Source organism: Pseudomonas sp. CM27, from assembly GCF_013179515.1.
Lineage (GTDB): Bacteria > Pseudomonadota > Gammaproteobacteria > Pseudomonadales > Pseudomonadaceae > Aquipseudomonas.
The window spans coordinates 1-24,027 of the sequence record NZ_JABMCN010000036.1; the positions used below are offsets into that span (position 1 = coordinate 1).

Consider the following 24,027-nt stretch of genomic DNA (forward strand, 5'->3'; position numbering starts at 1 on the left):
CCACTAAGATGTAGATGACGCTGACCTACCAGTCACAAGCCGGTATTCAGCGGCGGCCGCTTCAGAGCTCACAAAAACAAATATCCGAGCGAGCGTAAACAGCATGAACGAGTACGCCCCCCTGCGTTTGCATGTGCCCGAGCCTACCGGCCGGCCAGGCTGCCAGACCGATTTTTCCTACCTGCGCCTGAACGATGCAGGTAAAGCCCGTAAACCCCCTGTCGATGTCGATGCTGCCGACACCGCCGACCTGTCCTACAGCCTGGTCCGCGTGCTCGATGAGCAGGGCAACGCCCAAGGCCCGTGGGCCGAGGACATCGACCCGCAAGTGCTGCGTCAAGGCATGCGTGCCATGCTCAAGACGCGGATCTTCGACAGCCGTATGGTGGTCGCCCAGCGCCAGAAGAAGATGTCCTTCTACATGCAGAGCCTGGGTGAAGAAGCCATCGGCAGCGGCCAGGCCCTGGCGCTTAACCGCACCGACATGTGCTTCCCCACCTACCGCCAGCAAAGCATCCTGATGGCCCGCGACGTGTCGCTGGTGGAGATGATCTGCCAGCTGCTGTCCAACGAGCGCGACCCGCTGAAGGGTCGCCAGCTGCCGATCATGTATTCGGTGCGCGAGGCCGGCTTCTTTACCATCAGCGGCAACCTGGCGACCCAGTTCGTGCAGGCGGTCGGCTGGGCCATGGCTTCGGCAATCAAGGGTGATACCAAGATCGCTTCGGCCTGGATCGGCGACGGCGCCACCGCCGAGTCGGACTTCCACACCGCCCTCACCTTCGCCCACGTGTACCGTGCGCCGGTGATCCTCAACGTGGTCAACAACCAGTGGGCCATCTCCACCTTCCAGGCTATCGCCGGTGGCGAGTCGACCACCTTTGCCGGCCGTGGCGTGGGTTGCGGCATCGCCTCGCTGCGGGTTGACGGCAACGACTTCGTCGCCGTGTACGCCGCTTCGCGCTGGGCCGCCGAGCGCGCCCGTCGGGGCCTGGGCCCGAGCCTGATCGAGTGGGTCACCTACCGTGCCGGGCCACACTCGACGTCTGACGACCCGTCCAAGTACCGCCCCGCCGATGACTGGAGCCACTTCCCGCTGGGTGACCCGATCGCCCGCCTGAAGCAGCACCTGATCAAGATCGGCCACTGGTCCGAGGAAGAGCACCAAGCCACCACGGCCGAGTTCGAAGCCACCGTGATTGCGGCGCAGAAGGAAGCCGAGCAGTACGGCACCATGGCCAACGGTCACATTCCGAGCGCCGCCTCGATGTTCGAGGACGTGTACAAGGACATGCCCGACCACCTGCGCCGTCAACGCCAGGAACTGGGGGTTTGAGATGAACGACCACAACAACAGCATCAACCCGGAAACCGCCATGGCCACCACTACCATGACCATGATCCAGGCCCTGCGCTCGGCCATGGATATCATGCTTGAGCGCGACGACAATGTGGTCGTGTACGGCCAGGACGTCGGCTACTTCGGTGGCGTATTCCGCTGTACCGAAGGCCTGCAGACCAAGTACGGCAAATCCCGCGTGTTCGACGCGCCGATCTCCGAGAGCGGCATTGTCGGCACCGCCGTAGGCATGGGCGCCTACGGCCTGCGCCCGGTGGTGGAAATCCAGTTCGCCGATTACTTCTACCCGGCCTCGGACCAGATCGTTTCCGAGATGGCGCGCCTGCGCTACCGTTCAGCCGGCGAATTCATCGCCCCGCTGACCCTGCGCATGCCATGCGGCGGCGGCATCTATGGCGGCCAGACCCACAGCCAGAGCCCGGAAGCGATGTTCACCCAGGTCTGCGGGCTGCGCACGGTGATGCCGTCGAACCCGTATGACGCCAAAGGCCTGCTGATTGCCTCGATCGAATGCGACGACCCGGTGATCTTCCTCGAGCCCAAGCGCCTGTACAACGGCCCGTTCGACGGCCACCACGACCGCCCGGTAACGCCGTGGTCCAAGCACCCGCACAGCGCCGTGCCCGATGGTTACTACAACGTGCCGCTGGACAAGGCCGCCATTGCCCGCCCTGGCAATGACGTCACCGTGCTGACCTACGGCACCACCGTGTACGTGGCCCAGGTGGCCGCTGAAGAAAGCGGCGTGGATGCCGAAGTGATCGACCTGCGCAGCCTGTGGCCGCTGGACCTGGACACCATCGTCGAGTCGGTGAAGAAGACCGGCCGCTGCGTTGTCGTGCATGAAGCCACGCGTACCTGCGGCTTTGGCGCCGAACTGGTGTCGCTGGTGCAGGAGCACTGCTTCCATCACCTGGAGGCGCCCATCGAGCGCGTCACCGGCTGGGACACCCCCTACCCTCACGCACAGGAATGGGCTTACTTCCCAGGCCCTTCGCGGGTAGGTGCGGCACTGAAAAAGGTCATGGAGGTCTGAATGGGCACGCACGTCATCAAGATGCCGGACATTGGCGAAGGCATCGCGCAGGTCGAGTTGGTTGAATGGTTCGTCAAGGTCGGCGACATGATCGCCGAGGACCAGGTAGTGGCCGACGTCATGACCGACAAGGCCACCGTGGAAATCCCTTCGCCGGTCAGCGGCAAGGTGCTGGCCCTGGGTGGCCAGCCCGGTGAAGTGATGGCGGTCGGCAGCGAGCTGATCCGCATCGAAGTGGAAGGCAGCGGCAACCATGTGGATACGCCAATGCCGAAACCCGCCGAAACCGCTGCGGCCCCGGTGGCGACCAAGCCGGAGCCACAGCAGCCAGTAAAACCCGCTGCCTACCAGCAACAGGCGCCGGTCAACCACGAGGCCGCCCCCATCGTGCCGCGCCAGCCGGGCGACAAGCCATTGGCGTCGCCGGCAGTGCGCAAGCGCGCGCTGGATGCCGGTATCGAACTGCGTTACGTGCATGGCAGCGGCCCGGCCGGGCGCATCCTGCATGAAGACCTCGACGCCTTCATGAGCAAGCCGCAGAGTGCCGCCGGGCAGGCGCCAACTGGCTATGCCAGGCGCACCGACAGCGAGCAGGTGCAGGTGATCGGTCTGCGCCGCAAGATCGCCCAGCGCATGCAGGATGCCAAACGTCGGGTCGCGCACTTCAGCTATGTGGAAGAAATCGACGTCACCGCCCTGGAAGCGCTGCGCCAGCAGCTCAACAGCAAGCATGGCGACAGCCGCGGCAAGTTGACTCTGCTGCCGTTCCTGGTGCGCGCGCTGGTGGTGGCGCTGCGTGACTTCCCGCAGATCAATGCCACCTACGACGACGAAGCCCAGATCATCACCCGCCATGGCGCGGTGCATGTGGGTATCGCCACCCAGGGTGACAACGGCCTGATGGTGCCGGTACTGCGTCACGCCGAAGCGGGCAGCCTGTGGGCCAACGCCAGCGAGATTTCGCGCCTGGCCACTGCCGCGCGCAACAACAAGGCCAACCGCGATGAGCTGTCTGGTTCGACCATCACCCTGACCAGCCTGGGCGCCTTGGGCGGCATCGTCAGCACGCCGGTGGTCAATACCCCGGAAGTGGCGATCGTCGGCGTCAACCGCATGGTCGAGCGGCCAGTGGTGATCGACGGCCAGATCGTCGTGCGCAAGATGATGAACCTGTCCAGCTCGTTCGACCACCGTGTGGTCGATGGCATGGATGCCGCGCTGTTCATTCAGGCCGTGCGTGGCCTGCTCGAACAACCCGCCTGCCTGTTCGTGGAGTGAGCATGCAACAGACTATCCAAACTACCTTGCTGATCATCGGCGGCGGCCCTGGCGGCTATGTGGCGGCCATCCGCGCCGGGCAACTGGGCATCCCTACGGTGCTGGTGGAAGGCCAGGCGCTGGGCGGTACCTGCCTGAACATCGGCTGCATCCCGTCCAAGGCGCTGATCCACGTGGCCGAGCAGTTCCACCAGACCTCACGGTTTGCCGGGCCATCGGAGCTGGGTATCAGCGTCTCCTCGCCGCAGCTGGACATCGGCAAGAGCGTGGCCTGGAAAGACGGCATCGTCGACCGCCTGACCACCGGCGTTGGCGCCCTGCTGAAAAAGCACGGGGTCAAGGTGGTGCAGGGCTGGGCCAAGGTGCTTGATGGCAAGCAGGTCGAAGTCGATGGCCAGCGCATCCAGTGCGAACACCTGTTGCTGGCCACCGGCTCCAGCAGTGTCGAATTGCCAATGCTGCCGCTGGGTGGCGCGGTCATTTCCTCGACCGAAGCCCTGGCCCCGAAAGCCCTGCCGCAACACCTGGTGGTGGTGGGCGGTGGCTATATCGGCCTGGAACTGGGCATCGCCTATCGCAAGCTGGGCGCGCAGGTCAGTGTGGTGGAGGCGCGCGAGCGCATTCTGCCGACCTATGACAGCGAGCTCACCGCCCCGGTGGCCGAGTCGCTGAAGAAGCTGGGCATCGCCCTGCACCTGGGCCACAGCGTCGAAGGTTACGAAAATGGCTGCCTGCTGGCCGCCGATGGCCAGGGCGGGCAACTGCGGCTGGAGGCCGACCAGGTACTGGTGGCCGTGGGCCGTCGCCCGCGCACCCAAGGTTTCAACCTGGAATGCCTGGACCTGAAAATGAACGGCGCCGCAATCGCCATCGACGAGCGCTGCCAGACCAGCATGCATAACGTCTGGGCCATTGGCGACGTCGCGGGCGAGCCAATGCTGGCGCACCGGGCCATGGCCCAGGGCGAGATGGTAGCCGAGATCATCGCCGGCAAGGCGCGCCGCTTCGAGCCGACGGCGATTGCCGCAGTCTGCTTCACCGACCCGGAAGTGGTCGTGGTCGGCAAGACCCCGGAGCAGGCAAGCCAGCAAGGCCTGGACTGCATCGTCGCGCAGTTCCCGTTCGCCGCCAACGGCCGGGCCATGAGCCTGGAAGCGAAAAGCGGTTTCGTGCGCGTGGTGGCGCGCCGCGACAACCACCTGATCCTGGGTTGGCAGGCGGTGGGCGTGGCGGTTTCCGAGCTGTCCACGGCATTTGCCCAGTCGCTGGAAATGGGCGCATGCCTGGAAGACGTGGCCGGCACCATCCATGCGCACCCGACGCTGGGTGAAGCGGTACAGGAAGCGGCGCTGCGCGCGCTGGGCCACGCCCTGCATATCTGACACTGAAGCGGCCCAGGCCGATTTTACCCGCTGCGCCGTGAGGCGTTGCGGGTGTTTTTTTGTCTGGGGTAGGGGTGATGGCGGGAGGCCACATGGATCGTCTGGGCTGATAGGTGCTTGCCACAGGCGCTGCACCTCTCGCGGCAAGCACCTGTCAGCCCTGATGCGATATCCTAAAACCATAAACCAACTCACTGACCTATGGCGTTCTTCCCGGCCCCCTTGGCCCGGTAAAGCGCTTGGTCGGCACGCGCCAGCAGCGCCTGCTGGTCCTCCCCTTCCTGCCACTGCACCACGCCATAACTCATGGTCAACCGACAATCCCCCACCGGCTCCACCTGCTCCATTACCCGGCGCAAGCGCACTGCCACATCCAATGCCTCCCCCAGCGTGGTCTGCGGCAGCACAATGACGAACTCGTCACCGCCCCAGCGGGCCAACAGGTCCATATCGCGCAGGCATGTGCGCAAGTTCTCGGCCACCCGTACCAGCGCCGCGTCGCCGCGAGCGTGGCCGTAACAATCGTTGATCGGCTTGAAATCATCCAGATCCATGGCGATCAGCGACAATGGCTGGCGAAAGCGCTGGGCTCGCTCGCATTCCCGCTGCAAAGCCTTTTCCAGCCGATAACGGTTGGCAATGCGGGTCAGTGCATCGCGCTCGGCCAGTTCGCGGTTTTCGTCCAGTTGCCGCTGCAGCTGCTGGTTCACCCAGGACAACTCACGGGTGCGTTCGGCCACCTGGCACTCCAGCGACTTATTCTTCTGCTCCAGCTGCGCCACCAGGCGCTTGCCGGCATCGATGTTGCGGTGGGCACCCAGCATGCGCGCGACCGAGCCGTCCTCGTTGCGGGCGATGATGTAGCCGCTGTCTTCGATCCACAGGTAGCTGCCATCGCGGCACCGGCAGCGGTACTCGACCAGGTAATGTTCGTTGCGCTGCTGGATATACGCTTCGAAATGGGCCATTACCCGCGGGTAGTCCTCTGGGTGAATGACGTTTTCCCAGGTGAGGACCGAGTTGTCCATGGAATGGCTGGGGTACCCGAGCATGGCGTACCAGCCTGGGTTGCGGTAGACATAGCCGGTGTTGGCATTCCAGTCCCAGATGCCATCACTGATCAATTCGAACAAGGTGTGCAGCTGCTGTTCACTGAAGCCTGCAGGTGCCGGCCTGGTTTCCTGATTCATGGACGCTCTCCCTGATGCCCAGCAACTGCGCCCCGTTTCATAGGGGCTGCCGACGATGATGGCAATTGCCGCAGACGGCAACATCATGCCTTTGACGGGCAAGCATATGCCCGACGTGCCGCCACCGGAATAGCCCCAACGCGCTATTTGCCTACGGTTTTCCCCGGCAACGGCTCAAGCCAGTTGCAGCAACGCCTCTTCCACAGCGGCAACCTTCTGGTTGCCCTCGGCGCCGGGCAAACGCCATGCGGCGATGCCTACCCTACCAAGCCGGCACGGCCATCACCATGTGCTTCGGCTGGAACCTGTCCGTGCTGGTGGCCATGTACCTGGGTGCTGGCATTCCTGAAGACTGGGCGCGGCCCTGGCCGGTGGCGTGGGCATGGGTGTCCTTTGGGCTTTGAAACACTGGGCGCTGCAGGGCACTTCCACCGCCGCCAAAGGCTCTGCGCCGCAGCATGGAGCACAACAACCCTCAGGAAAAATCGGCAGGACGTTGTGCACAGAATTCGTTTGAGCTCCTTGGTCTTGTTGTCCATGGTGGCAGGCTGGTAGCCATTGCCTGTAAAAGGCAGCCGCGCGTCGACGCAGGCGCATGACGACGCCTGCGTCGGGGGATGTTTTCGTATCCCCCCATAATAAGAGAGGACAAGGAAATGCAATCCAACAGTTTGAAGCAAAGCCTGAAGCAGCGGCATATCACCATGATTGCGCTAGGCGGGGTGATCGGTGCAGGGTTGTTCATGGGTTCGGGGGCGCTGATCGCATCGGCGGGGCCTGCAGCCATCCTGTCGTACTTCATCGGCGGCCTGGTGGTCACGCTGGTCATGTTCATGCTCGGGGAAATGGCCTGCCGCACCCCGGATGCCGGGTCGTTTTCGACCTACGCCAACATGTACCTGGGCGACTGGGCGGGGTTTGCCGTCGGCTGGCTGTACTGGTTCAAGTCGATGATGACCATCACCCTCGAAGCCGTATTGCTGGGCGCCATCCTGCATGACTTTCTGCCTTGGCTGCCGATCTGGGCAGGCGCCTTCCTGATGCTGGTGACGCTGATGGCCAGCAATGCCTACTCGGTGCGTTCGTTTGCCGAAGTGGAATACTGGCTGGCTGCGATGAAGGTAGCCACCATCTTCATCTTCATGCTGCTGGGCCTGTCCATCCTGCTCGGCCTGCACAGCGATATCCCCTCCCCCGGCCTGGTCAACCTCACCGCCCATGACGGCTTCATGCCCAACGGCCTGTCGCCGGTGATGGCCGGCGTGATCGTGGTGATCTTCTCGCTGGGGGGCAGCGAAATCGCCGCCGTCGCGGCGGGTGAATCGGAGAACCCGCGGCAGAACGTGATCCGCGCGATCAAGAGCGTGATCCTGCGGGTGATGCTGTTCTATGTCGGCTCGGTGTCGATCCTGATCCTGTGCCTGCCGTGGACCGACAAGGCCAACCTGGCCTCGCCCTACGTCTCGCTGTTCAGCCTGGCCGGTTTCGGCGGCGCGGCAGTGGCCATGAAGCTGGTGCTGTTCGTCTCGTTCATGTCGGTGATGAACTCGTTCATGTTCTCCAACTCGCGCATGCTGTTCTCGCTGAGCCAGCGTGGGCACGCGCCCAAGCTGTTCTCGCGTACCAGCGCCAAGGGCGTGCCGATCAATGCGCTGCTGCTGAGCCTGTCGATTTGCGTGATGATCCTGACCGTGCATTTTCTCAGCGGCGGCGACTTGTTCATGACCTTGGCCAAGAGCACCGGCAGCCTGGTGATGATCGTGTGGATCTTCATCATCATCGCCCACGTGGCCATGCGCTGGAAAACCCGCCACGAACCCGTCGACCCGAACGCATTCCGTGCCTGGTTCTTCCCGTATGCCAATCTGGTCGCGCTGTTCGCCTTGCTAACGGTGATCGGCACCCAGGCGTTCGACCCGGCGTCGCGCTTCCAGTTCTGGTTTACGGTGCTGGCAGTGGGGCTGGTCTTGACGGGGTATCTGGTGATGCGTCAGCGCCTGGCAGGCAAGCTTGTGGCCAGCTGACGGAGTGTTGCCCTGCGGGCACGGGAGAGGCAAGAAATGGCGTCCCAGGGCAGGTTCGAACTGCCAACCTTCCCCTTAGGAGGGCCATTTTAACCACCGCAGCAACTGGACTACGCCCGTATTTACTAGGTTTTTCGTCCAGTTGCGTCCGACCAGACGCCCCCGTATATTCATTTCTGCACCCACAATGCACCCACGGGGACGAAGTGAAAGAGAAGCTAACCGCCAAGTTGCTGGCCGGCCTGCAGGTCACCGGTCGCGAGTACGAAGTCCACGACACTACCATCACTGGGCTTTTCGTGCGCGTGACCGCCGCAGGGGCGAGATCCTATGTCGTTACCTGGGCCAGGGGCCGCAAGAAAACCCTGGGCCGGGTGGGTATCCTCACCCTCGAGCAGGCCCGCCAGGAAGCTACCCAGTACCTTGCTGAGGCTCGCAAGCACGGCGAGCCCACCGCCGTCTCGCAGGGGCGCCGAGGAGCCGCCCTGCCCTCCCTGCGCGACTTCATCACCGACACCTATCTGCCTTGGTTCAAGGCGCATCACCGCGGCTACGAGAAGACCGCCCACACGCTGGCCAACAACTTCGAGACAATCATGCCGCAGCGCATCGACGCCATCACCGGCCGCGATCTGGAGCAAATCCGCACGGCCTGGCTGCAGTCCGGCAACAAGCCGGCGACGGTAAATCGGAAGATGGGCAGCATCAGCGGTGTATTCAGTCGAGCGGTGGAATGGGAAATCATCACTACCCACCCCATGGCCAAACTCAAGCAGCTTAAGGTAGACAGCAAGGGGGTGGTACGCTACCTGAGCGCTGATGAAAACCAACAACTGCGCAAGGCCCTGGACGATCGCCAAGATGAAGCCCGGGCAGATCGCGAAAGCGCCAATACGTGGCGAACTGCTAGGGGCCGGAAGCTGCTCCCTTCATTGGCAGGCCGGGTCTTCACTGACCATCTAAAGCCAATGGTGCTGGTAGCACTTAACACCGGTATCCGCCGCGGCGAGCTATTCAACCTCGAATGGCCAAGAGTCAACTTTGCGACCAAGACACTTACTATCATCGGCGATACAGCCAAGACCAATGAGACTCGCCACATTCCCTTGAACAAGGAGGCTCTCGAAACTCTTCAGGTTTGGCAGAGGGAACGCCGAAAGAAGTCAGGATTCGTATTCCCGTCATCTGATGGAGGACGGCTCGAGGACGTCAAAAGCGCGTGGCTCGGACTGCTGGAGCGTGCAGGGATAACCGGCTTCCGCTGGCACGATATGCGGCACGACTTTGCATCGCGCCTGGTGATGGCTGGAGTGCCGCTGAACACGGTACGCGATCTGCTTGGGCACTCCGACATCAAGATGACGCTGCGCTACGCCCACCTTGCCCCAGACAGCAAGGCTGCTGCCGTAGAGCTCATTTAGAATGACGGTTCGAAAGACACAATTGTTCGGCTGTCTTTGTGCGCTTCGACATGATCCATTAGGTCATTCCACCAAAGACGCAGGTTAGAGCGATCTATGCGCCCCAATCCAGCAACCGACCAGTCAGTAAGAATTTGACTCGCGCCGTTCTCCCAAAAACACTTGGATGACTTAATAGTCTCCCAGATTCTCTGCTCCTCATAAGTCATCAGAGAAGGCAGTCGGTGACACATGTTAATAAAACGCTCGCTTTCATCGGAGGACCAGACCTCTGAAAAGATTGCTCCAAGCGAGTGGTTGTGTGTTTCACCATCGTCAAAATACGGCGTGTCCAGATCAAAGGCGATCTCCTCAATGGCCGCTTCTACCACGCCAGTGATCGACTGCCGACGAATTCGAGAAATGATCTCGATCATCATCTTTACCTTTGGGTCAAGGCGGAGAGTCAGCGTCTCTGTCTTACGAGCACCCTGACTGGGCTTGTTCTTCGCCATCACGTCCACACCTCTCAATTTAAGCGTAAAGCGAATGCTACATTTTGCGTCCAGCGAAGTCCATGCGTTCATAATCAGCTCGTGATTGCAGTTGACGTGCACGCATTGCAGCAATAGGATTCTCATCAAGCCGGAATCTTGTACCGGTCAATGGAGAGAATCATGGAACAAGCTCAACACCCGACCCCGCCGCTGTCCGTTGGTGTGGAGGAAGCAGGTCGCATTCTCGGGATTTCCCGGTCGGCTACCTACGAATTCATTGCAAAGGGGGAGATCAAGACGTTCAAGATCGGCCGGCGCCGCCTGGCGCTCATGTCCGAGCTGAAGGCGTTTATCGAGCGCGCAGCCAAGGAGAACGCCCGATGATCATGAAGTTCAGCGATTCGGAGGAGTCGGTGATGCTGCTGGCCTGTGAAACCTTCAAGGCAATGCAGGGGATTCCCACTCATACCAGCAAGTACGAGCGCCTGGCCAAGCGCTGGGAAGAGGAAAAAGCAGCAGTTCTGTGGATGGTGCTCGGGCGCCTTCTGGAGGAGCCGCAGTCATGACAGCAAGAAAAGAGGCGCCAAGGTTGGCGATTGTGAAGGGTGGTGCCGAGCCAGTGTTAGAGGCACTGGCTCAGCGTGCCGCACAGCGATCTGGAAAGACAACTACACAGCGCCCCGATTCTACCCATACCCCAACCCCAAGCACCACCCCAGAGCGGCCAACCTATGACGACCTTCACACGGCCGTGGATGAGGCGCACGCCATGGTCAGTCTGCTGTCCACTGGCCTGCGAATGATCGCCGCCGGATATGGTACGCCTCAGGAAGTCATCAAGTTGGCCAAGTCTTCAGTCAAAGCTGCCGAGGCCACCAAGGGCTTTCTCAGCCTTGTGCTCGACGCTGCCGCAGCTGCAGATAGCTCTGGAGAATAACGCATGGGATAGGGGGGAGAGAAACGCAGCCCGGGCAGTGCACCACCACCACCCGGGCCTGACCCCTAGTGAAAGGAGCCTCTATGACGGCCAAAACTATCGCAGATCACGATCTGCCTGACAACCATTCCACCCACGCGCAGGCCCAGCGGTTGATTGAGGCCTTGAAGAAGGGGCCCGTCTCCTCAATCGAGGCTGCCCAGGATCTGGATATCATTCACCCGCCCTCCACGATCCGGCACCTTCGCCTACAAGGCTGGGGGATTTTGACCAGGTGGTGCTATCAGGTTGCGGCGCCCGGCCGGCGGCCTCACCGCGTGGGCCTCTACGTCCTGTCCGACGACAAAGACTAAACCGGCAGCCAGGGGGTGCGATTTGAGATCGCGCCCCCTGCGCCCTTCTCAGTCATAGCTACAAAAACGCAAATATCTATGGCATTTTGCCTTAGCAAGCTGACCATAGGGGATATGAAAGCCGAATGAGCCAGGGAAACTTTTTTGCAATTGGTACAGACGAGTTCTCAGCCGCGTGCGACTTAGGCATCAGGCCGGCCGTCTCACTTCTTGTTCTGGCCCGCGGAACAGGGAAAGACAACTCGACTACATCCTGGAGTGCTCAAGCGATATTTGAGCGCACCGGGATCTCTTGGCGGCGCGCAAAAGAAGCGATCGATGCTTTGATCGAAAATGAGATTGTGAAGGTCCTAAAGGCCGGGAAAAAGCCACGCTACAAGATCAGTAAGCCTAAGGATGACGCCAAACTGATATGGCTTCCCAACGAACTCATTGACGGCGCAGGCGATGAGGTCCCACCTGTGACGAAGCTCCGCGAAACAGGTGAGCTGATCCTGCTACAGAAATTCATTGAGCTCTACGCAGAGCACGATATCGACAACGACGGGGGGCTGCCTCGTCGCCTAGTTCGACAGGAGTACTCTCGCGAAACAATCTGCCCAATCGGCCCATTCATTCTTTACGGGTTTGAACGTCAGAAAACGCTGGCCTGGACCTCAGGGGCGCTATCAACGCTCAATGGTGCCACGGATGAGGCAGGTAATCAGGGGGCTTGGGTGGTGCTTTCACCTCTTGCAAGCCTTGGCCTACTTCAAAAGGTTAGCTACATGGCCGAATCCTGCGAGCACGACTCCGAGCTCATCTACCCTGTAAATGACGAGACAAACCAGGCTATTGGAGTCATTCACAATTGGCTGGAAGGGAGCGGCGGCGAAGGCTTTGCTCGGCAGATCTCTTTCTACGATGAAATAGGAATCGCACCGAAGCACATCGGCAAAGCGTCGATGGTTGGCTTGTACCGAATGACCTATCGCCCCAAGACGGGGAAAACGTCACGCTGGTGGGCGCTTGAGAGAGATCAGACAGAGGCCATGGTGGCTAACGTTGAAGAAATTTGCCGCCCCAAAGGCGTGGTTGTTGATATCAAGGCTTATAAAGGTTTCTAAAGGGGTATCAAGGTAAGTCAAGTAACCTAAGTGTTGATATCAAGGTAGATCAAGTAAACTAAGTGCAGATGCAACGAGGCATCGAAAAACGAGGTTGCCGCGAGATGGGCTCGATGATCATGATGTGGAAAGCGATAAAAAAGCGCGAAGACAAAAAGCGAGCAGACATCCAAGCAGGCCCTCAGCGCGTAACGCTGCCTGGAGGTTGCGTGTTAGTCACACTTTCCTCAAAAGCGAGTAATGAGGGTACGCGGTGAATCCAGCATCACCTTATTCCTGACGAACCAGATCTGGACCATCTGCCCCACAACGAAATGGGCACCACCCCGGACCAGGGTAGTGCCCATTTAACTTGATCAGCTCGGCTCAGAAATCAGCCAAGCTCAGCGGGGACTGTCGAGCAGGATCTTGAACTGGGCCATGTACGTGTCATTGTCGATAACACTGCAGTTGAACAGGCCAGTCAGGTGACCAATCGCAATTCCGACCTTTCGTTCAGCGTCGATCGACCGGCCCTTTGCGGACCTCACAGCTTCTTTGACCGCCTTCTCGACCATTCGCGTGCCGGTCCAGTACACATCCAGCCGCGATGGGTCGCTGAAGTCGATGGTTCCCGCGCCGAGGGCCCGGTACCGCAGACCCATCAGGGCCAGCTCCGCCAACTGCTCAGCATCGAGGCCGGCCAAGGCTGGTTGACTTGAGTATGCAGCTCTCATTGATCACCCCCTTGTGCGTCCTCGTCCTGAGAGTTGATCGCAAGCTGTACCGCGGCCGCCTCCACAACGCCAGTGATCATCTCTCGAGAGATCTCGCCTCCCAGGAGAATCTCATAGGAGGCCTGATAGATGACCTGGCAAAGGATCACTTCGATCGGCAAGCGCGTCTCCTGGGCGCGTGCGCACACCAGCCTGTAAAGGGCGCTGAAAATATCGCTGTTATCGTCAAGGTCAGGGGCGTTGATCATTGCGGGATCTCCAGGTCAGTCGCCACTTGGCAGAACTCCCTGTGTGCAGCCCATGCAATGACCCTCATGGCCCGCACTACCCCATCTTCCCCGCGCTCGTTGATCATTGCAGGGTGCTCGCCCGGCTCGCAGCTCTTGAAAGCGTTGTTGTGCTCAAGCACTCCGGCCAAGACGGCCATGATCTCCAGGCTCTCCTCGATGCGCTTGGCCGTGTCTGTGAAATAGCGCATTGGGCGCGCTGGTTCGGCCTTCTCTTGGCCTTGTTGCGTGGTGCTGGTATCTTGTTTACGTTGCATGACGTGTGCCTCTAAGCGTCGTCGTGTGACCGGCCCTCCCGGTGTTCGAGCACCGGGTTGGCCACCTTCAAATGTGGGGGAATCCCACCCTTTACTGCTTGCCCTTTTCGTTCAGCCACCCAATCGCCCAACTAATAGGGTCTTTGCTCCCCTGAGGCTTTAGTGGCTTACCGTCTTGCGCCGCCTGGCGCCCTTCCTGCTCTGTTTCGGTGTGAATCCATACTGTGGTGTGCTTGTAACCGTCTGCGACCCTGCGAGCCTTGAGATCTCTTTGGCGCTCGGTGCTGGTCTTGGGTTTTAGCTCGTTGCTATCTATCATCTGCCGCCTCGTCCGTACTAACGGAAAGCCATATTGACACCTCGTCAGTACTGACGCAAGTAGGGGTGTGCAAACTTTTTGCAGGCTTGATGAACGGCAGAAGCCGGGCTGAGATCTGAACCTTGTCCTGCAGCAGCGTGCAAGCTGCGTGGCCACTATTACTCTCTGGCTAGCGCCAATGAGCATCTGTGGTTTAGCTGACTTTACGTTTCACCATTAGATCTAGCTACGCCGGCGGGTGCGGGAGAAATGGGGGGCAACTGTGACTGTCGGTTGCCTGGACCATGATGTGGCATTTTGCTAGCCTCTCGTATGCTCCAATTATTCGGCTCGCATTGTTAACATGGGTACCAACCCTGAAGGAACAGAAACCAATGAAGCTTATTTTTACCGAAAGCTACCCTACCCTAAAAGCTAAGTTAAGCAGTGTTGGTGGCGAATGGGATGAAACACAATCCGGAAAAAAAGTACTGCGGTTAGATGGCGGAGTAATGAACTGGTTCGAAGGAACTGGAACCATACAATTTCAAGGTAAGCCCGACAAAAAAGACGCATTGGAACGCTTGGTTGTTTCAGCTTTAGCACCTGAAATAGATCTCCCGCCAGTGGAAAGACCATCGCCACCACCTGATATTAGCCAATCCAAAAAAATCAACACCCCACCAATATTGGACAATATCGCCGCCCAACATCTAAAAGGAGAATTCACCGAGTCAGAAATAATAATCGGAATCGTTAGCGCCGTCGGCACAGAATCTAGCCGAGTTATAAACCCATTAAAAGATAGAGTTGGACAATTTGGCTATAGCGTGGAGGAGATAAAAATATCCTCACTACTTTCTGCACAGCAGGCAAGTTTAGACGGTAGTTCTGAGTACATTCGAATCAAAGCACTGATGCAAGCCGGAGACCAACTTAGAGAAAGCACAAAAAACAACGCCATACTTTCCTATGGCGCTGCGAAACGCATCCAAGAAGCTCGGAGCGATTCCAGTAAAAAAAGAGCTTACATTATCAACTCCCTAAAGCACCCTGAAGAAGTCGAACTTTTAAGGAAAATTTACGGCCAAGGATTTTACTTATTCGGCATCCACGCAGACCCAAAGCGACGCCTTCACTACTTAATGAATGACAAAGGCCTTTCGCAGTCAGAGGCCTTAGAAGTAACAAAGACGGATGAAGATGAAAACATCACGCACGGCCAACGAACTAGAGACACTTACCACCTGGCTGACTTCTTCATAAACTTAGGAAAAAACGACGACCAAGTAAAAAACACTATTCAACGATTCTTAGAACTCATATTGTCCCACCCCTACAGAAACCCCACCTTCGACGAGTTCGCCATGTTCATGGCCTTCTCGAGTTCGGTTCGTTCGGGTGACCTTTCAAGGCAGGTTGGGGCTGTGATCACCAAAGAAAGACAAATAATAGCGACCGGGGCCAATGACTCTCCAAAATCAGGAGGAGGGCTGTATTGGGCAGAAATTGATGAAAATAGCGGGATAGTTTCTGATACACCGCAAGGGAAAGACTATACCCGCGGAGAGGACTCAAACAAATCAGAGCAAACTGAGATCATAAGAGAAATCCTCTCTCAAATAAACGACCTCAATGCAGAGCAAGAAGTAACAGAACAAGCATTCAAAGGCATCCAAGCCATTCTTGAGAAGAGTAGAATCCGAGATCTAACTGAGTTCGGCAGAGTGGTTCACGCAGAAATGGAAGCATTACTATCATGCAGCAGATCCGACATTAGTTGTGCCGACTCCGACCTTTACTGCACTACTTTCCCATGCCACAACTGCGCGAAGCACATCATCGCAGCGGGTATTAAACGAGTTATTTATGTTGAACCCTACCCAAAAAGCAAAGCACTCGAATTCCACTCCGACTCTGTCGAACTAAATACTACACTCGAAAGCTCTAAGCCCTCGGACAATGTTACCTTCGAGCCGTTCACTGGCGTTGGCGCAAGACGATTTTTAGACTTCTTCTCCATGAACCTTGGGGCCGGGAGCAAACTAAAAAGAAAAAGTAGCGACGGATTGACCGTCGACTGGGATAAAACCAAGGCCAAGGCAAGGGTACCCTTACTCCCTATATCTTATTTGAACACTGAAGCCCAGGCCGCAGCTGTTTTCAATAGCGAAACCGCCAACAGCTGATACTGAGCTTCGTGCTTCAAAAATAGAGAGAGGGGGGGACCAATGTGACCTCCCCTCACCCTGCCCTGAGCGAACGGACACCTGCCATTCAAAAATGGGAGGATCGGTCCGAGTACTTCCTCAATCTGAGGATGTATCCAGTTCAGGATGGACCGAGACGATGCGTCCAAAGGTGGACGGTTCTCTGTAGGAGCGGGCCGGCGAGATATGAGCAAAGCTGCTCAGATCTCCTCAGGTTTGAGGGCATCGCCAGGTTGGGGGATGTGCTCAGATTTGAGTGCATCGAGAATTCCCGAAAAACTTGGGAGATCATCCAGGGCGAAACTACCAAAATCAGTCGACTCGACATGATGCAGCGTGTGGAAAACCACACACCGTGTAGGAATCGACACACTGGAGATCGGCTGAAATTTCAGCCGGTGCCCTTTCGCGACCTTCTCGTAAAAGACCAGGGCGGGAATTCCCACTTTGGCTAAGCCGTAATTCCGGCTTAGCTCGCCAACTTCTGGATTTGAAGTCCGAAAGTTGGACCACAAGCCGAGACAGACCAGATCGTCCGATTCGGCCCAAATGACCGGATTCGCACAGCTCTACGTTAGACCACCGTTCACTAACGGGTGGTTAACGTTAAACCCTGACAGCAGGCCGGAGCAGGTAATTGTGATCGTGGCTCACTTTTGAGCCATGGGCATTTCAAATGGGGGGTCAAGTGCGACCCCTGCCTTTTCCTCGATGTGAGGAAATCCCACTTCGCTACAGCCTGGCCGGATGGGGCGCTAGATACCGGATTTTCTTCCGGCATCAAGCCCAGCCCCCAGTGGGGTGTGGGCCAGATTTCAAATCGAACCCCATGAGCCGCCTGGGTGCTCCCCCGCCGGGGGAACATCCCCCAATGGGGAAAGTTGGGAGGGGTGAACGATTCGTTCACCTGGTGGCCGGGTGTCCTTAAAACTGAGGGGACGGTAGATACCCGGAAATCAGGTGATGTAACTACCCAGCAATTGGGTAGTTCGCGCGCCACAAAACGGAGAGGTTCGGTTTCGTGGCGCGAGGTTTCCACCGGCGGTGGAGAGCTCCTTACAGCGGTAGGGGTTGCAATTGCTCGCCCAAGTCGTAAAGCAAATTCTCGATCGCGCCGTGATCGGTCCGTAGGTCAACAATCTTGCGCTGATCTGCCAGAGAGGCGGTGCTAAAGCTTTGCAGATAGCCAGCTATCTCTTCACCAATGCTCTTGAGCCCATCAACGTCATCCACCCTTACCGAGTAGTCCATGGAGGACAGATAGATCTCAGTTCTCTCGGGGTTGAACATCGAAGGTAGGCGGCCAGTATGGACCAGAAGATGCCGAACCTCGTCGAACGAGGCCTTCTGTGCAAATTTGTCCCACTGAAAACTTGTGCTCTTCATGCAATCACTCCTTGTGTTGGCCGACAACTTTGCCACCGGACGAGCGTCGGGAGCCAATAGCATTTGGCTATGTATCACTTTGGGTGACTGCGCATAAGTGCAACAAAAAAGTCCTTCGTTGCAGCCTGAAATTAAGGCGGATTTGTCCCGTTATGTCCCGTTATGTGTAGCACCTGAGGTGCACCCATAAAACACTGGTTATGCGCTCAGATCAGCCTTAATGTGGGTTCTCACAGTCTCTATTTGAGGACCCCACATGACTACGCCCACGAAGCTGCGCGGCCAGCAGGTACGGCCCACCAAGGCAGAAATATCCGCCGCCTGGGCGCGCCTTCGCGCTGCCGCTGAGCAGGGCCATATCGAAGCAAACGCACTGCTGATCGCACTTACCGAGAACAAGCCGACCTTATCGATGGAGGGCGGCCTTGCACGATTCGGGTAATCAGCCAGAGCGCAGTGCTCGCGGGCAGTTCAAGCCAGGCCATTCCGGCAACCCTGGCGGGCGCTCAGGTCAAACGCAAGCAATCCGCGCCAAGCTCGCAGAGGGCGCTGAGGCGGTGACCAAGAAGGTGATGGCCGCTGCCAAGAAGGGTGATATGCAGGCGTGCCGGTTGATCCTTGAACGCTTGGTGCCGCCAATCAAAGCCACCTCTGAGACCGTGCTGTTCGACCTGGATGACTCCGACTTACCCAGCGCGGCGAAATCCATTCTGCGGGCCATCGCTGCCGGTGAATTGCCGCCGGATCAAGGTCGCCACCTGATCGAAGCCCTCAGCTCCGTTGCCAAGGTCATTGAAGTGGAGGAGCTCCAGAAAGCCGTCGAAGAGCTGCGCGAGCAGATTGAAGAGATGCAGCGATGAATGCGCGCGGCCTCCGCTCTGAGGTGAAGCGCCTAGCAGCGCTCATCGGAGCAGATGAAGAGCCGGTATACCTGGTCACGCTGACTGTTGTGGACGCATCCGCCGGGAAGATGGATCTCCCTGATCAAACGGGCCACGTCTTGGCATATCGAATCCAGGGGCACCCCGCATCGTTCTTCTTCCCCTTCTCAGTGATGAACAGTGACCAGGCAGAGGAGCTAGCCCTGGCGATCATTCGGCACACCCGCAACGCCGAACGCCTCGGCCGTAGGAGCCCCGCCGGTCTTCTCGATATGACATTCCCCACGCCAGGAGCGGTCATGGCCTGCCAGCCCCCTGCGGGCACCTCCATTCCTGATTACGCGGCTGCCCTATATCAACAAGCCATTGAGGCACGACATGAGCACGCGCAAGCGCATTGATGGCCTGCGCAGGCAGGTCTCCACCCTCAGCGAGGACCAGACCGTGATGGAAATCAGCAAGATCATGGATGAACTGAGTGCCGCGGCCGCCGGCGGAAGCGGCGCCAAGACAAACGACCTAGCAACCCTGTTCTCCGATCTGGAGACAGAGCAGAACAACACCCAACGAGGTATCGAACCATGCAACTGAATCACGCTGTAGGCACCCTTACCCGCATCGGCGACGCGAGCGCCTTCGTTAACGACTTCGTCCAATACCAGGGGCAAAACCTGCCGGGCACCAAGTGGGCGCTCTGGCCGAATGTTGGCCCACTCATGCGCCTGCAGAACCTGATCATGGATCAGCACCAGACCGCGCTCGCCAAGGCTCAGCGAATTCGGGAGAACGCCGATCTGACGACCATGGCCAAGGCCCGCCAGTCGCTCGACGCATACACCCTCTTTGCCGACGCCGCTAAAGCGGCTCTGCCCAGCATCGCCGAAACAGCGACCAACCTTCACACTTTCGCATCGACCCAGTTGCTGCCCGTTCAGCCACTGGCGTCGACTGACGCAGCAGGCGCGGCGATGGATGCCGAGTGCAGGGCCTACGTCTATGACCTGACGTCCAAAGACCGTTCCGAGCTCATGAGCGAGATTCGCCTGGGCCGTGAACAGCGCATCACCGCCGCAGTCCTGCGCGGCCCTGCCCGCCTCAGCGGGTTCAGCAATGCTCAGTTGGTACAACTTGGCGCCGCCGGCATAGCCGTGAACCACGCCGACGCTGTGCTGACGCTGGGCCGCCTGGCTGGTGGTATGCGCGACCTATTGCACATGGTCCAGACCCTGGGCCATGACGTTATCCGGGCCGGGGTAGAGCTTGACAGCAAGACAGCAGAGATCGGCTCCCTGACTAAGGTAAGCCAGGGCTTGGTGAACCTGATCGAGTGGCTCAAGCCGATTCCGCTGGAACTGCCAAGCAACACCCCCCTGCCGCCCGAGATGGCTGAGCGGATGAAGCAGCAGAACTCTGTGGAGGCGACCTGATGAGCTACAAACATCGATTCAGCGAGGCGTGCAAAATCGTTGATTTCGCCGTCAACCCGATAGCCGTGAGCGGCTATGACGTTTGGAACGTACAGTGCGTACAAAGTGGTCGCCACGTCGACATAGACGGCCCGTTTTTCACCGAAGACGAGGCGCGCATCTCGGCCGGTCTGCTGCGCGGGTCTTATCGCGGCGTGAAGGCGGTATCGGCCTGCCACTGCGCCGTCTGGAACCCTGACCCTGCCCGTGAGAAGGCTATCCGCATCCAGGGCCTGCAGAGCCGTGAGATGTTAGCTCGCCGACTCGGTGTGTACCTGCCAATGCCCAAGGAGAATCCATGATGGCTGCTCAAATCCTAAACACACCAACCATGACCACCGTTTACCTGTCTGGCCCCCTGATTCGCAAATTCTTCCGCAAGAAGGATTACCTGCTGGACTGCCAGAACACCTGGGAGGTGTTTCGCGCCTTGAAGGCAACGCTGGAAGGCTTTGAGCAGGAAATCAAGCGGCTTGAGGCGCTGGGCATGAGGTTTGCGATATTCCGCAATCGAAAGAACGTTGGGGAGGACGATTTCGAGCGCAGCGGCGCCACTGAGGTGCGGATCGTTCCAGTAGTTGGTGGGAGCAAGCGGGGAGGCACTTTGCAAACCATCGTAGGTGCAGTGCTTGTTGTCGTCGGTCTGGTAATCACAGGCGGGACTTTCGGTGCAGGTGCGCCGTTCGGCTCGGCCCTCATCACAATGGGCGCCTCAATGATGGTCGGCGGTGTCATCCAGATGCTCAGTCCCCAAGCAAAGGGACTGTCTCAGAGCGCCGCGCCAGAGAACCTGCCGAGTTACGCCTTCGGCTCAGCCAAGAACACCACCGCCAGCGGCAACCCGGTCCCGATCTGCATTGGCGAACGCCGCTGGGGCGGAGCGATCATCTCAGCCTCGATCGAGGCGCAAGACAAGGCCTAGTGCACTTTGCCTTAGTCGGGAGAGCCCGCTAGACGGATCGCTAGTCTAGCGCCTCCCTGTCCCTCAGATCGGATGAATCACTGAATACAAATGACGGAAAATCTGAACGTACACCAGCAGTGCTGCCAACGTCTTCAGATGAAAAAACAAAATGCTTGGCCAGTTGAGAAACTCGGGTGCTACGAGTTCCTGATCGTCTGTAATGTTTTGCTTCTCCTTGATCCTGACAAACACGCCCCATGCTGAGGAAGCATACAGGTATTGGGCGAAATCGAGCGCTAGTGCAACAAACACCCATAGCAGGGCCCAGTAGAGAGGGGCCGGAAGGTTTGTAGCTCCCGCGGCGTCTTGCTTAAATACCCAGATGATGGCGACTGCTGACAAGCATAGGGAGCGAACGTTGTCACTCACTTTGCCACTATGTACGTAGTAACCCTCCCTGAAATCGCTGAGCTTCGCCATTACTCTTTCTCTCTGGGGCCAGTTGAGCCGGTACCTGAACTGGATAGTGTCGGTTGTTTGTCCGTGTCGACCGTCACAACCAGGGTGCGCGCGTCGCCTGGGGCAGACTTGCCTTTGGAGGCAGCAACGCGCTGGTGGAGCGCGTAGTGCCCATGCCGCCGAGCACTGCCACCGCTAAGCACTCGCACCGCTCTTACGGGCTCAATGGTGATAACGAGATCTCCATCCACCCATTTATGAAAAACCACGAAGCCTTTCGGAACATTAACTTTGATTTTCAACGGCCCACTCCCTGGTCAATGGTGGCTCAGCGGTCAAGTCTACATTGGGTATGCCTAGGCTGATACGGGCAATTTAAGCCTTTATCAGCCTTTTCGCTTGATAAGTACCACCCAAAATGCAACAGTGTTAGGACAACACCCTAACTGATACAGGTTGCACTATGTTCATCCGCGCCTACCTTCGAGCATCCACCGACGAGCAGGACGCCGGCCGTGCCCGGGCTTCCCTGGAGAAGTTCGCCAGCGACCATAACAAGGTCATCGCCTGCGAGTACCTGGAGAATGCCAGCGGAGCCGCCGCGGATCGGCCAGAGCTGCTGCGCCTACTCAAGGATGCTCGCCAGGGTGACGTGCTGCTTGTCGAATCCATCGACCGCCTTTCTCGCCTCCCCGCTGATGACTGGGCCAAGCTCAAGGCCGCGATCGACGCCAAGGGCCTGCGCATCGTCGCGCTCGATCTGCCCACCAGCCATCAGGGTATGCGTGACACGCAAGGCGACGAGTTCACCGGCCGGATGCTGGCCGCAATTAACTCGATGCTGGTGGAGATGATGGCGGCGATCGCTCGAAAGGACTACGAGCAGCGTCGCGAGCGACAAGCCCAGGGCATTCAAAAGGCCAAGGCGGCAGGCAAGTACCAAGGCCGGCCAGTGGATGAAGCGCTACACAGGCGTGTGAAGGAACTGCTCGCGGCGGGCCTGGGAATTCGTGCGACGGCTAGGCACGCGAGTTGCTCGACGACTACAGTTCTTAGGATCAGGGATTCCCTGTGATATCAGGACTACTAAGGATCGGAGCGGAAATAAATTGGACCGGCATAGATACGATCGATGGATCACAACCTCACATCGCTTCGCTAGCATTGAGCGCTTCTTACCTCCGGTAGTGCAGAGCTTAGGGCGACTGGATTGCCAGCTTATTGCTCAAGATGAGCATTTCCTCAGTCTAACTAACGAGCAGCGGGGCTCAATGGAGGCGACACTTCAGCTCAATGACAGGATGACGCAATCATATTTGTGGGTGCTGGGCGGGTACGAGCTGATTCGGAGCGCTACCCAACGAATGGCTGGGCGTCCTTTGGAAAGTGAATTCAGGTCTGTCAAAAATCAGTTCAATCGCCTGCGCATACCGTTAGCTAAATTCGAAGCGGCTAGCCGTCACCCAGAAGACAGTCCAATCGCCTTCCCTGCGTTGAATGAGCACTACGGCGCAGCCTGGCAATTAGGTAGAGATGAATTCATCACTCGGCGGGAGCTTTCGGACAGTTTGCTTGCCCTAGCGGAGCGGTTAGATCCACCCAGCTATTAATCGCACTCTCCTGTGCCCCTCTGCAGCTGTCATTAAGAGGGGCTTCATCATGCTTATTGCACCCATGAAGCACCCATGAGAGGTTTTGGCAGAAAGTGCTTAGGGCTGGAAGCCCCGGATAATATGGCGTCCCAGGGCAGGTTCGAACTGCCAACCTTCCCCTTAGGAGGGGGATGCTCTATCCAATTGAGCTACTGAGACGCAAGCACCGGCAGCGGGCGCTGCGCAGCGGGTCGGCCAGCATGTTAACCAGCATGCTGGCGTTTGTCATGTACTCGCCGGGGATTTTGCGTAATCCTTTTCTGGTATTGCTACAACCGGGGGAGCACACCCTCATCGCCAAGCAAAAGGAACAGCCCCGCCACAGCTGTTTCCAGGGCGCCAGAGTTGTCCAGCACATGCACCGACGGGTCGGCCGATGTCTGCATCCGGGCGTTGCGGGCCAGGCGCTGCTCGATTTCCTCTGCCGTTTCCCGGCCGCGTGCCAGCAAGCGCTGGCGCAGCACCTCGGGCCTCACCTCGATCAGCACGGCCAACAGGTCCGGGTAGCGCTGGCGGGCCTCGGCCAGATAGGCCCGCGAGCCATTCACCAGCACCGCCCTGCCCGCCGCCAGCCAATCGTCGATCTGACGCGGGATGCCGTAGCCCAGGCCGTTGGCTCGCCAATGCATGGCAAAGGCGCCCTGTGCACACAAGGTTTCGAACTGTTCCGCCGTCACGCCTTGGGCGGCTTCGCCCTTCGCTTCAGCGGAACGGGTGATGACGCGCCGGGCGACTTCCACACCTGCGGCCGCCAGCCGCTCACGTGACGCGTCGATCAGGGAATCTTTCCCCGAACCCGACGGCCCTAACAAAAATATCAACCGGCCTGTCCCTGATCGGCGGTCGCTTGCGTCATGTTGCATAGCCACTATGCTCTATGTAGGGGAACCGGCGCATTTTAGGGGGGTTCCTGATCTTTTGCTGTGTTTTACCCGTTTTTGACGGCAA

Annotated in this window: 27 protein-coding genes and 1 tRNA gene; 19 read left to right on the forward strand and 9 right to left on the reverse strand. The window is 58.6% G+C overall.

All coding sequences use genetic code 11. From position 1 onward, the window contains the following. Positions 1–103: 103 nt before the first annotated feature. From HP547_RS06730 to lpdA, 4 genes are read left to right on the forward strand one after another with little or no spacing between them, the layout of a single operon-like run. The gene (locus tag HP547_RS06730; protein WP_172229241.1) at positions 104–1,336 is read left to right on the forward strand and encodes a 3-methyl-2-oxobutanoate dehydrogenase (2-methylpropanoyl-transferring) subunit alpha; all 1,233 of its coding nucleotides are present in this window, start codon (positions 104–106) and stop codon (positions 1,334–1,336) included. Between the two features lies 1 nt (position 1,337). After that, positions 1,338–2,396 (forward strand): alpha-ketoacid dehydrogenase subunit beta, encoded by a 1,059-nt coding sequence (locus HP547_RS06735; protein WP_172229243.1) that lies wholly within the window; start codon positions 1,338–1,340, stop codon positions 2,394–2,396. Next, on the forward strand, positions 2,397–3,674 hold the full coding sequence (locus HP547_RS06740; RefSeq protein WP_172285839.1) for a dihydrolipoamide acetyltransferase family protein: 1,278 nt from the start codon (positions 2,397–2,399) through the stop codon (positions 3,672–3,674). It begins immediately after the preceding gene. A gap of 2 nt (positions 3,675–3,676) precedes the next feature. Then, positions 3,677–5,056 carry a dihydrolipoyl dehydrogenase gene (lpdA, locus tag HP547_RS06745; RefSeq protein WP_172285841.1) on the forward strand — a complete coding sequence of 460 codons (1,380 nt, stop codon included), beginning with the start codon at positions 3,677–3,679 and terminating at the stop codon, positions 5,054–5,056. A 191-nt stretch (positions 5,057–5,247) separates the two neighbouring features. Here lpdA and HP547_RS06750 read toward each other — a convergent pair whose 3' ends face one another. Further along, positions 5,248–6,246: a sensor domain-containing diguanylate cyclase gene (locus HP547_RS06750; protein WP_172232817.1), complete on the reverse strand. Its 999-nt coding sequence runs from the start codon at positions 6,244–6,246 to the stop codon at positions 5,248–5,250. A gap of 656 nt (positions 6,247–6,902) precedes the next feature. Between HP547_RS06750 and HP547_RS06755 the strand changes: the two genes are divergently transcribed. Together HP547_RS06755 and HP547_RS06760 are read left to right on the forward strand one after the other, a co-directional pair. Then, positions 6,903–8,270, forward strand: coding sequence for an amino acid permease (locus HP547_RS06755; protein ID WP_172285843.1), 1,368 nt, complete (start codon positions 6,903–6,905; stop codon positions 8,268–8,270). A 206-nt stretch (positions 8,271–8,476) separates the two neighbouring features. After that, complete coding sequence (locus tag HP547_RS06760; protein WP_172285845.1) at positions 8,477–9,691, forward strand: tyrosine-type recombinase/integrase; 1,215 nt, start codon at positions 8,477–8,479, stop codon at positions 9,689–9,691. On the opposite strand, the gene HP547_RS06765 is transcribed toward HP547_RS06760, so the two are convergent. Further along, positions 9,688–10,257, reverse strand: coding sequence for a hypothetical protein (locus HP547_RS06765; RefSeq protein WP_172285847.1), 570 nt, complete (start codon positions 10,255–10,257; stop codon positions 9,688–9,690). The two genes, HP547_RS06760 and HP547_RS06765, sit on opposite strands and share 4 nt — an antisense overlap. A gap of 90 nt (positions 10,258–10,347) precedes the next feature. On the opposite strand from HP547_RS06765, the gene HP547_RS06770 reads away from it, so the two are divergent. From HP547_RS06770 to HP547_RS06790, 5 genes are all read left to right on the forward strand, one after another. Next, the gene (locus HP547_RS06770; RefSeq protein ID WP_172285849.1) at positions 10,348–10,551 is read left to right on the forward strand and encodes a helix-turn-helix domain-containing protein; all 204 of its coding nucleotides are present in this window, start codon (positions 10,348–10,350) and stop codon (positions 10,549–10,551) included. Next, positions 10,548–10,733 carry a hypothetical protein gene (locus HP547_RS06775; protein ID WP_172285851.1) on the forward strand — a complete coding sequence of 62 codons (186 nt, stop codon included), beginning with the start codon at positions 10,548–10,550 and terminating at the stop codon, positions 10,731–10,733. The genes HP547_RS06770 and HP547_RS06775 overlap by 4 nt, the downstream gene beginning before the upstream one ends. Beyond that, the gene (locus HP547_RS06780) at positions 10,730–11,104 is read left to right on the forward strand and encodes a hypothetical protein (protein WP_172285852.1); all 375 of its coding nucleotides are present in this window, start codon (positions 10,730–10,732) and stop codon (positions 11,102–11,104) included. The genes HP547_RS06775 and HP547_RS06780 overlap by 4 nt, the downstream gene beginning before the upstream one ends. A gap of 83 nt (positions 11,105–11,187) precedes the next feature. Next, positions 11,188–11,457: a helix-turn-helix domain-containing protein gene (locus HP547_RS06785; RefSeq protein WP_172285854.1), complete on the forward strand. Its 270-nt coding sequence runs from the start codon at positions 11,188–11,190 to the stop codon at positions 11,455–11,457. 125 nt (positions 11,458–11,582) lie between these two features. Then, positions 11,583–12,563, forward strand: coding sequence for a hypothetical protein (locus HP547_RS06790; RefSeq protein WP_172285856.1), 981 nt, complete (start codon positions 11,583–11,585; stop codon positions 12,561–12,563). A gap of 383 nt (positions 12,564–12,946) precedes the next feature. Here the strand turns inward: HP547_RS06790 and HP547_RS06795 are convergent, their stop codons facing one another. From HP547_RS06795 to HP547_RS06805, 3 genes are read right to left on the reverse strand one after another with little or no spacing between them, the layout of a single operon-like run. Beyond that, complete coding sequence (locus tag HP547_RS06795; RefSeq protein WP_256676277.1) at positions 12,947–13,249, reverse strand: hypothetical protein; 303 nt, start codon at positions 13,247–13,249, stop codon at positions 12,947–12,949. A gap of 26 nt (positions 13,250–13,275) precedes the next feature. Continuing rightward, the gene (locus HP547_RS06800) at positions 13,276–13,527 is read right to left on the reverse strand and encodes a hypothetical protein (RefSeq protein WP_172285860.1); all 252 of its coding nucleotides are present in this window, start codon (positions 13,525–13,527) and stop codon (positions 13,276–13,278) included. Further along, positions 13,524–13,823 carry a hypothetical protein gene (locus tag HP547_RS06805; RefSeq protein WP_256676278.1) on the reverse strand — a complete coding sequence of 100 codons (300 nt, stop codon included), beginning with the start codon at positions 13,821–13,823 and terminating at the stop codon, positions 13,524–13,526. The genes HP547_RS06800 and HP547_RS06805 overlap by 4 nt, the downstream gene beginning before the upstream one ends. 693 nt (positions 13,824–14,516) lie before the next feature. Here HP547_RS06805 and HP547_RS06810 point away from each other — a divergent pair. Beyond that, positions 14,517–16,310, forward strand: coding sequence for an anti-phage dCTP deaminase (locus HP547_RS06810; RefSeq protein WP_172285861.1), 1,794 nt, complete (start codon positions 14,517–14,519; stop codon positions 16,308–16,310). A gap of 1,077 nt (positions 16,311–17,387) precedes the next feature. Here HP547_RS06810 and HP547_RS06815 read toward each other — a convergent pair. Next, positions 17,388–17,717: a hypothetical protein gene (locus HP547_RS06815; RefSeq protein ID WP_172285862.1), complete on the reverse strand. Its 330-nt coding sequence runs from the start codon at positions 17,715–17,717 to the stop codon at positions 17,388–17,390. Between the two features lie 425 nt (positions 17,718–18,142). Between HP547_RS06815 and HP547_RS06820 the strand changes: the two genes are divergently transcribed. From HP547_RS06820 to HP547_RS06845, 6 genes are read left to right on the forward strand one after another with little or no spacing between them, the layout of a single operon-like run. Then, a complete protein-coding gene (locus tag HP547_RS06820) occupies positions 18,143–18,577 on the forward strand; it encodes a DUF5681 domain-containing protein (protein ID WP_172285863.1) in 435 nt (144 codons plus the stop codon). Further along, positions 18,574–18,999 carry a hypothetical protein gene (locus HP547_RS06825; RefSeq protein ID WP_172285864.1) on the forward strand — a complete coding sequence of 142 codons (426 nt, stop codon included), beginning with the start codon at positions 18,574–18,576 and terminating at the stop codon, positions 18,997–18,999. Before HP547_RS06820 ends, HP547_RS06825 begins: the two co-directional genes overlap by 4 nt. Further along, positions 18,977–19,189: a hypothetical protein gene (locus tag HP547_RS06830; RefSeq protein WP_172285865.1), complete on the forward strand. Its 213-nt coding sequence runs from the start codon at positions 18,977–18,979 to the stop codon at positions 19,187–19,189. Before HP547_RS06825 ends, HP547_RS06830 begins: the two co-directional genes overlap by 23 nt. Then, positions 19,180–20,025, forward strand: a complete 846-nt coding sequence (locus HP547_RS06835; protein WP_172285866.1) for a hypothetical protein — start codon at positions 19,180–19,182, stop codon at positions 20,023–20,025. The genes HP547_RS06830 and HP547_RS06835 overlap by 10 nt, the downstream gene beginning before the upstream one ends. Further along, positions 20,025–20,366: a hypothetical protein gene (locus HP547_RS06840; RefSeq protein WP_172285867.1), complete on the forward strand. Its 342-nt coding sequence runs from the start codon at positions 20,025–20,027 to the stop codon at positions 20,364–20,366. The genes HP547_RS06835 and HP547_RS06840 overlap by 1 nt, the downstream gene beginning before the upstream one ends. After that, a complete protein-coding gene (locus HP547_RS06845) occupies positions 20,366–20,986 on the forward strand; it encodes a tail assembly protein (RefSeq protein WP_172285872.1) in 621 nt (206 codons plus the stop codon). The genes HP547_RS06840 and HP547_RS06845 overlap by 1 nt, the downstream gene beginning before the upstream one ends. Before the next feature lie 63 nt (positions 20,987–21,049). Here HP547_RS06845 and HP547_RS06850 read toward each other — a convergent pair whose 3' ends face one another. Next, a complete protein-coding gene (locus HP547_RS06850) occupies positions 21,050–21,448 on the reverse strand; it encodes a hypothetical protein (protein WP_172285868.1) in 399 nt (132 codons plus the stop codon). Positions 21,449–21,890: 442 nt separating this feature from the next. Between HP547_RS06850 and HP547_RS06855 the strand changes: the two genes are divergently transcribed. Then, positions 21,891–22,502, forward strand: coding sequence for a recombinase family protein (locus HP547_RS06855; RefSeq protein ID WP_172285869.1), 612 nt, complete (start codon positions 21,891–21,893; stop codon positions 22,500–22,502). 659 nt (positions 22,503–23,161) lie between these two features. Here the strand turns inward: HP547_RS06855 and HP547_RS06860 are convergent. After that, positions 23,162–23,238 (reverse strand) — tRNA-Arg (locus HP547_RS06860). Between the two features lie 110 nt (positions 23,239–23,348). Then, positions 23,349–23,942, reverse strand: a complete 594-nt coding sequence (phnN, locus tag HP547_RS06865; protein WP_172285870.1) for a phosphonate metabolism protein/1,5-bisphosphokinase (PRPP-forming) PhnN — start codon at positions 23,940–23,942, stop codon at positions 23,349–23,351. Positions 23,943–24,027: the final 85 nt, after the last annotated feature.

Excerpts from the sequence above, each read along its gene's own strand:
- HP547_RS06730 (WP_172229241.1), top strand. The coding sequence starts at position 104 with ATGAACGAGTACGCCCCCCTGCGTTTGCATGTGCCCGAGCCTACCGGC.
- HP547_RS06735 (WP_172229243.1), top strand. The coding sequence starts at position 1,338 with ATGAACGACCACAACAACAGCATCAACCCGGAAACCGCCATGGCCACC.
- HP547_RS06740 (WP_172285839.1), top strand. The coding sequence starts at position 2,397 with ATGGGCACGCACGTCATCAAGATGCCGGACATTGGCGAAGGCATCGCG.
- lpdA (WP_172285841.1), top strand. The coding sequence starts at position 3,677 with ATGCAACAGACTATCCAAACTACCTTGCTGATCATCGGCGGCGGCCCT.
- HP547_RS06750 (WP_172232817.1), bottom strand. The coding sequence starts at position 6,246 with ATGAATCAGGAAACCAGGCCGGCACCTGCAGGCTTCAGTGAACAGCAG.
- HP547_RS06755 (WP_172285843.1), top strand. The coding sequence starts at position 6,903 with ATGCAATCCAACAGTTTGAAGCAAAGCCTGAAGCAGCGGCATATCACC.
- HP547_RS06765 (WP_172285847.1), bottom strand. The coding sequence starts at position 10,257 with ATGAACGCATGGACTTCGCTGGACGCAAAATGTAGCATTCGCTTTACG.
- HP547_RS06770 (WP_172285849.1), top strand. The coding sequence starts at position 10,348 with ATGGAACAAGCTCAACACCCGACCCCGCCGCTGTCCGTTGGTGTGGAG.
- HP547_RS06775 (WP_172285851.1), top strand. The coding sequence starts at position 10,548 with ATGATCATGAAGTTCAGCGATTCGGAGGAGTCGGTGATGCTGCTGGCC.
- HP547_RS06780 (WP_172285852.1), top strand. The coding sequence starts at position 10,730 with ATGACAGCAAGAAAAGAGGCGCCAAGGTTGGCGATTGTGAAGGGTGGT.
- HP547_RS06785 (WP_172285854.1), top strand. The coding sequence starts at position 11,188 with ATGACGGCCAAAACTATCGCAGATCACGATCTGCCTGACAACCATTCC.
- HP547_RS06790 (WP_172285856.1), top strand. The coding sequence starts at position 11,583 with ATGAGCCAGGGAAACTTTTTTGCAATTGGTACAGACGAGTTCTCAGCC.
- HP547_RS06800 (WP_172285860.1), bottom strand. The coding sequence starts at position 13,527 with ATGATCAACGCCCCTGACCTTGACGATAACAGCGATATTTTCAGCGCC.
- HP547_RS06805 (WP_256676278.1), bottom strand. The coding sequence starts at position 13,823 with ATGCAACGTAAACAAGATACCAGCACCACGCAACAAGGCCAAGAGAAG.
- HP547_RS06810 (WP_172285861.1), top strand. The coding sequence starts at position 14,517 with ATGAAGCTTATTTTTACCGAAAGCTACCCTACCCTAAAAGCTAAGTTA.
- HP547_RS06815 (WP_172285862.1), bottom strand. The coding sequence starts at position 17,717 with ATGAAGAGCACAAGTTTTCAGTGGGACAAATTTGCACAGAAGGCCTCG.
- HP547_RS06825 (WP_172285864.1), top strand. The coding sequence starts at position 18,574 with ATGAATGCGCGCGGCCTCCGCTCTGAGGTGAAGCGCCTAGCAGCGCTC.
- HP547_RS06830 (WP_172285865.1), top strand. The coding sequence starts at position 18,977 with ATGAGCACGCGCAAGCGCATTGATGGCCTGCGCAGGCAGGTCTCCACC.
- HP547_RS06835 (WP_172285866.1), top strand. The coding sequence starts at position 19,180 with ATGCAACTGAATCACGCTGTAGGCACCCTTACCCGCATCGGCGACGCG.
- HP547_RS06840 (WP_172285867.1), top strand. The coding sequence starts at position 20,025 with ATGAGCTACAAACATCGATTCAGCGAGGCGTGCAAAATCGTTGATTTC.
- HP547_RS06845 (WP_172285872.1), top strand. The coding sequence starts at position 20,366 with ATGGCTGCTCAAATCCTAAACACACCAACCATGACCACCGTTTACCTG.
- HP547_RS06850 (WP_172285868.1), bottom strand. The coding sequence starts at position 21,448 with ATGGCGAAGCTCAGCGATTTCAGGGAGGGTTACTACGTACATAGTGGC.
- HP547_RS06855 (WP_172285869.1), top strand. The coding sequence starts at position 21,891 with ATGTTCATCCGCGCCTACCTTCGAGCATCCACCGACGAGCAGGACGCC.
- phnN (WP_172285870.1), bottom strand. The coding sequence starts at position 23,942 with ATGCAACATGACGCAAGCGACCGCCGATCAGGGACAGGCCGGTTGATA.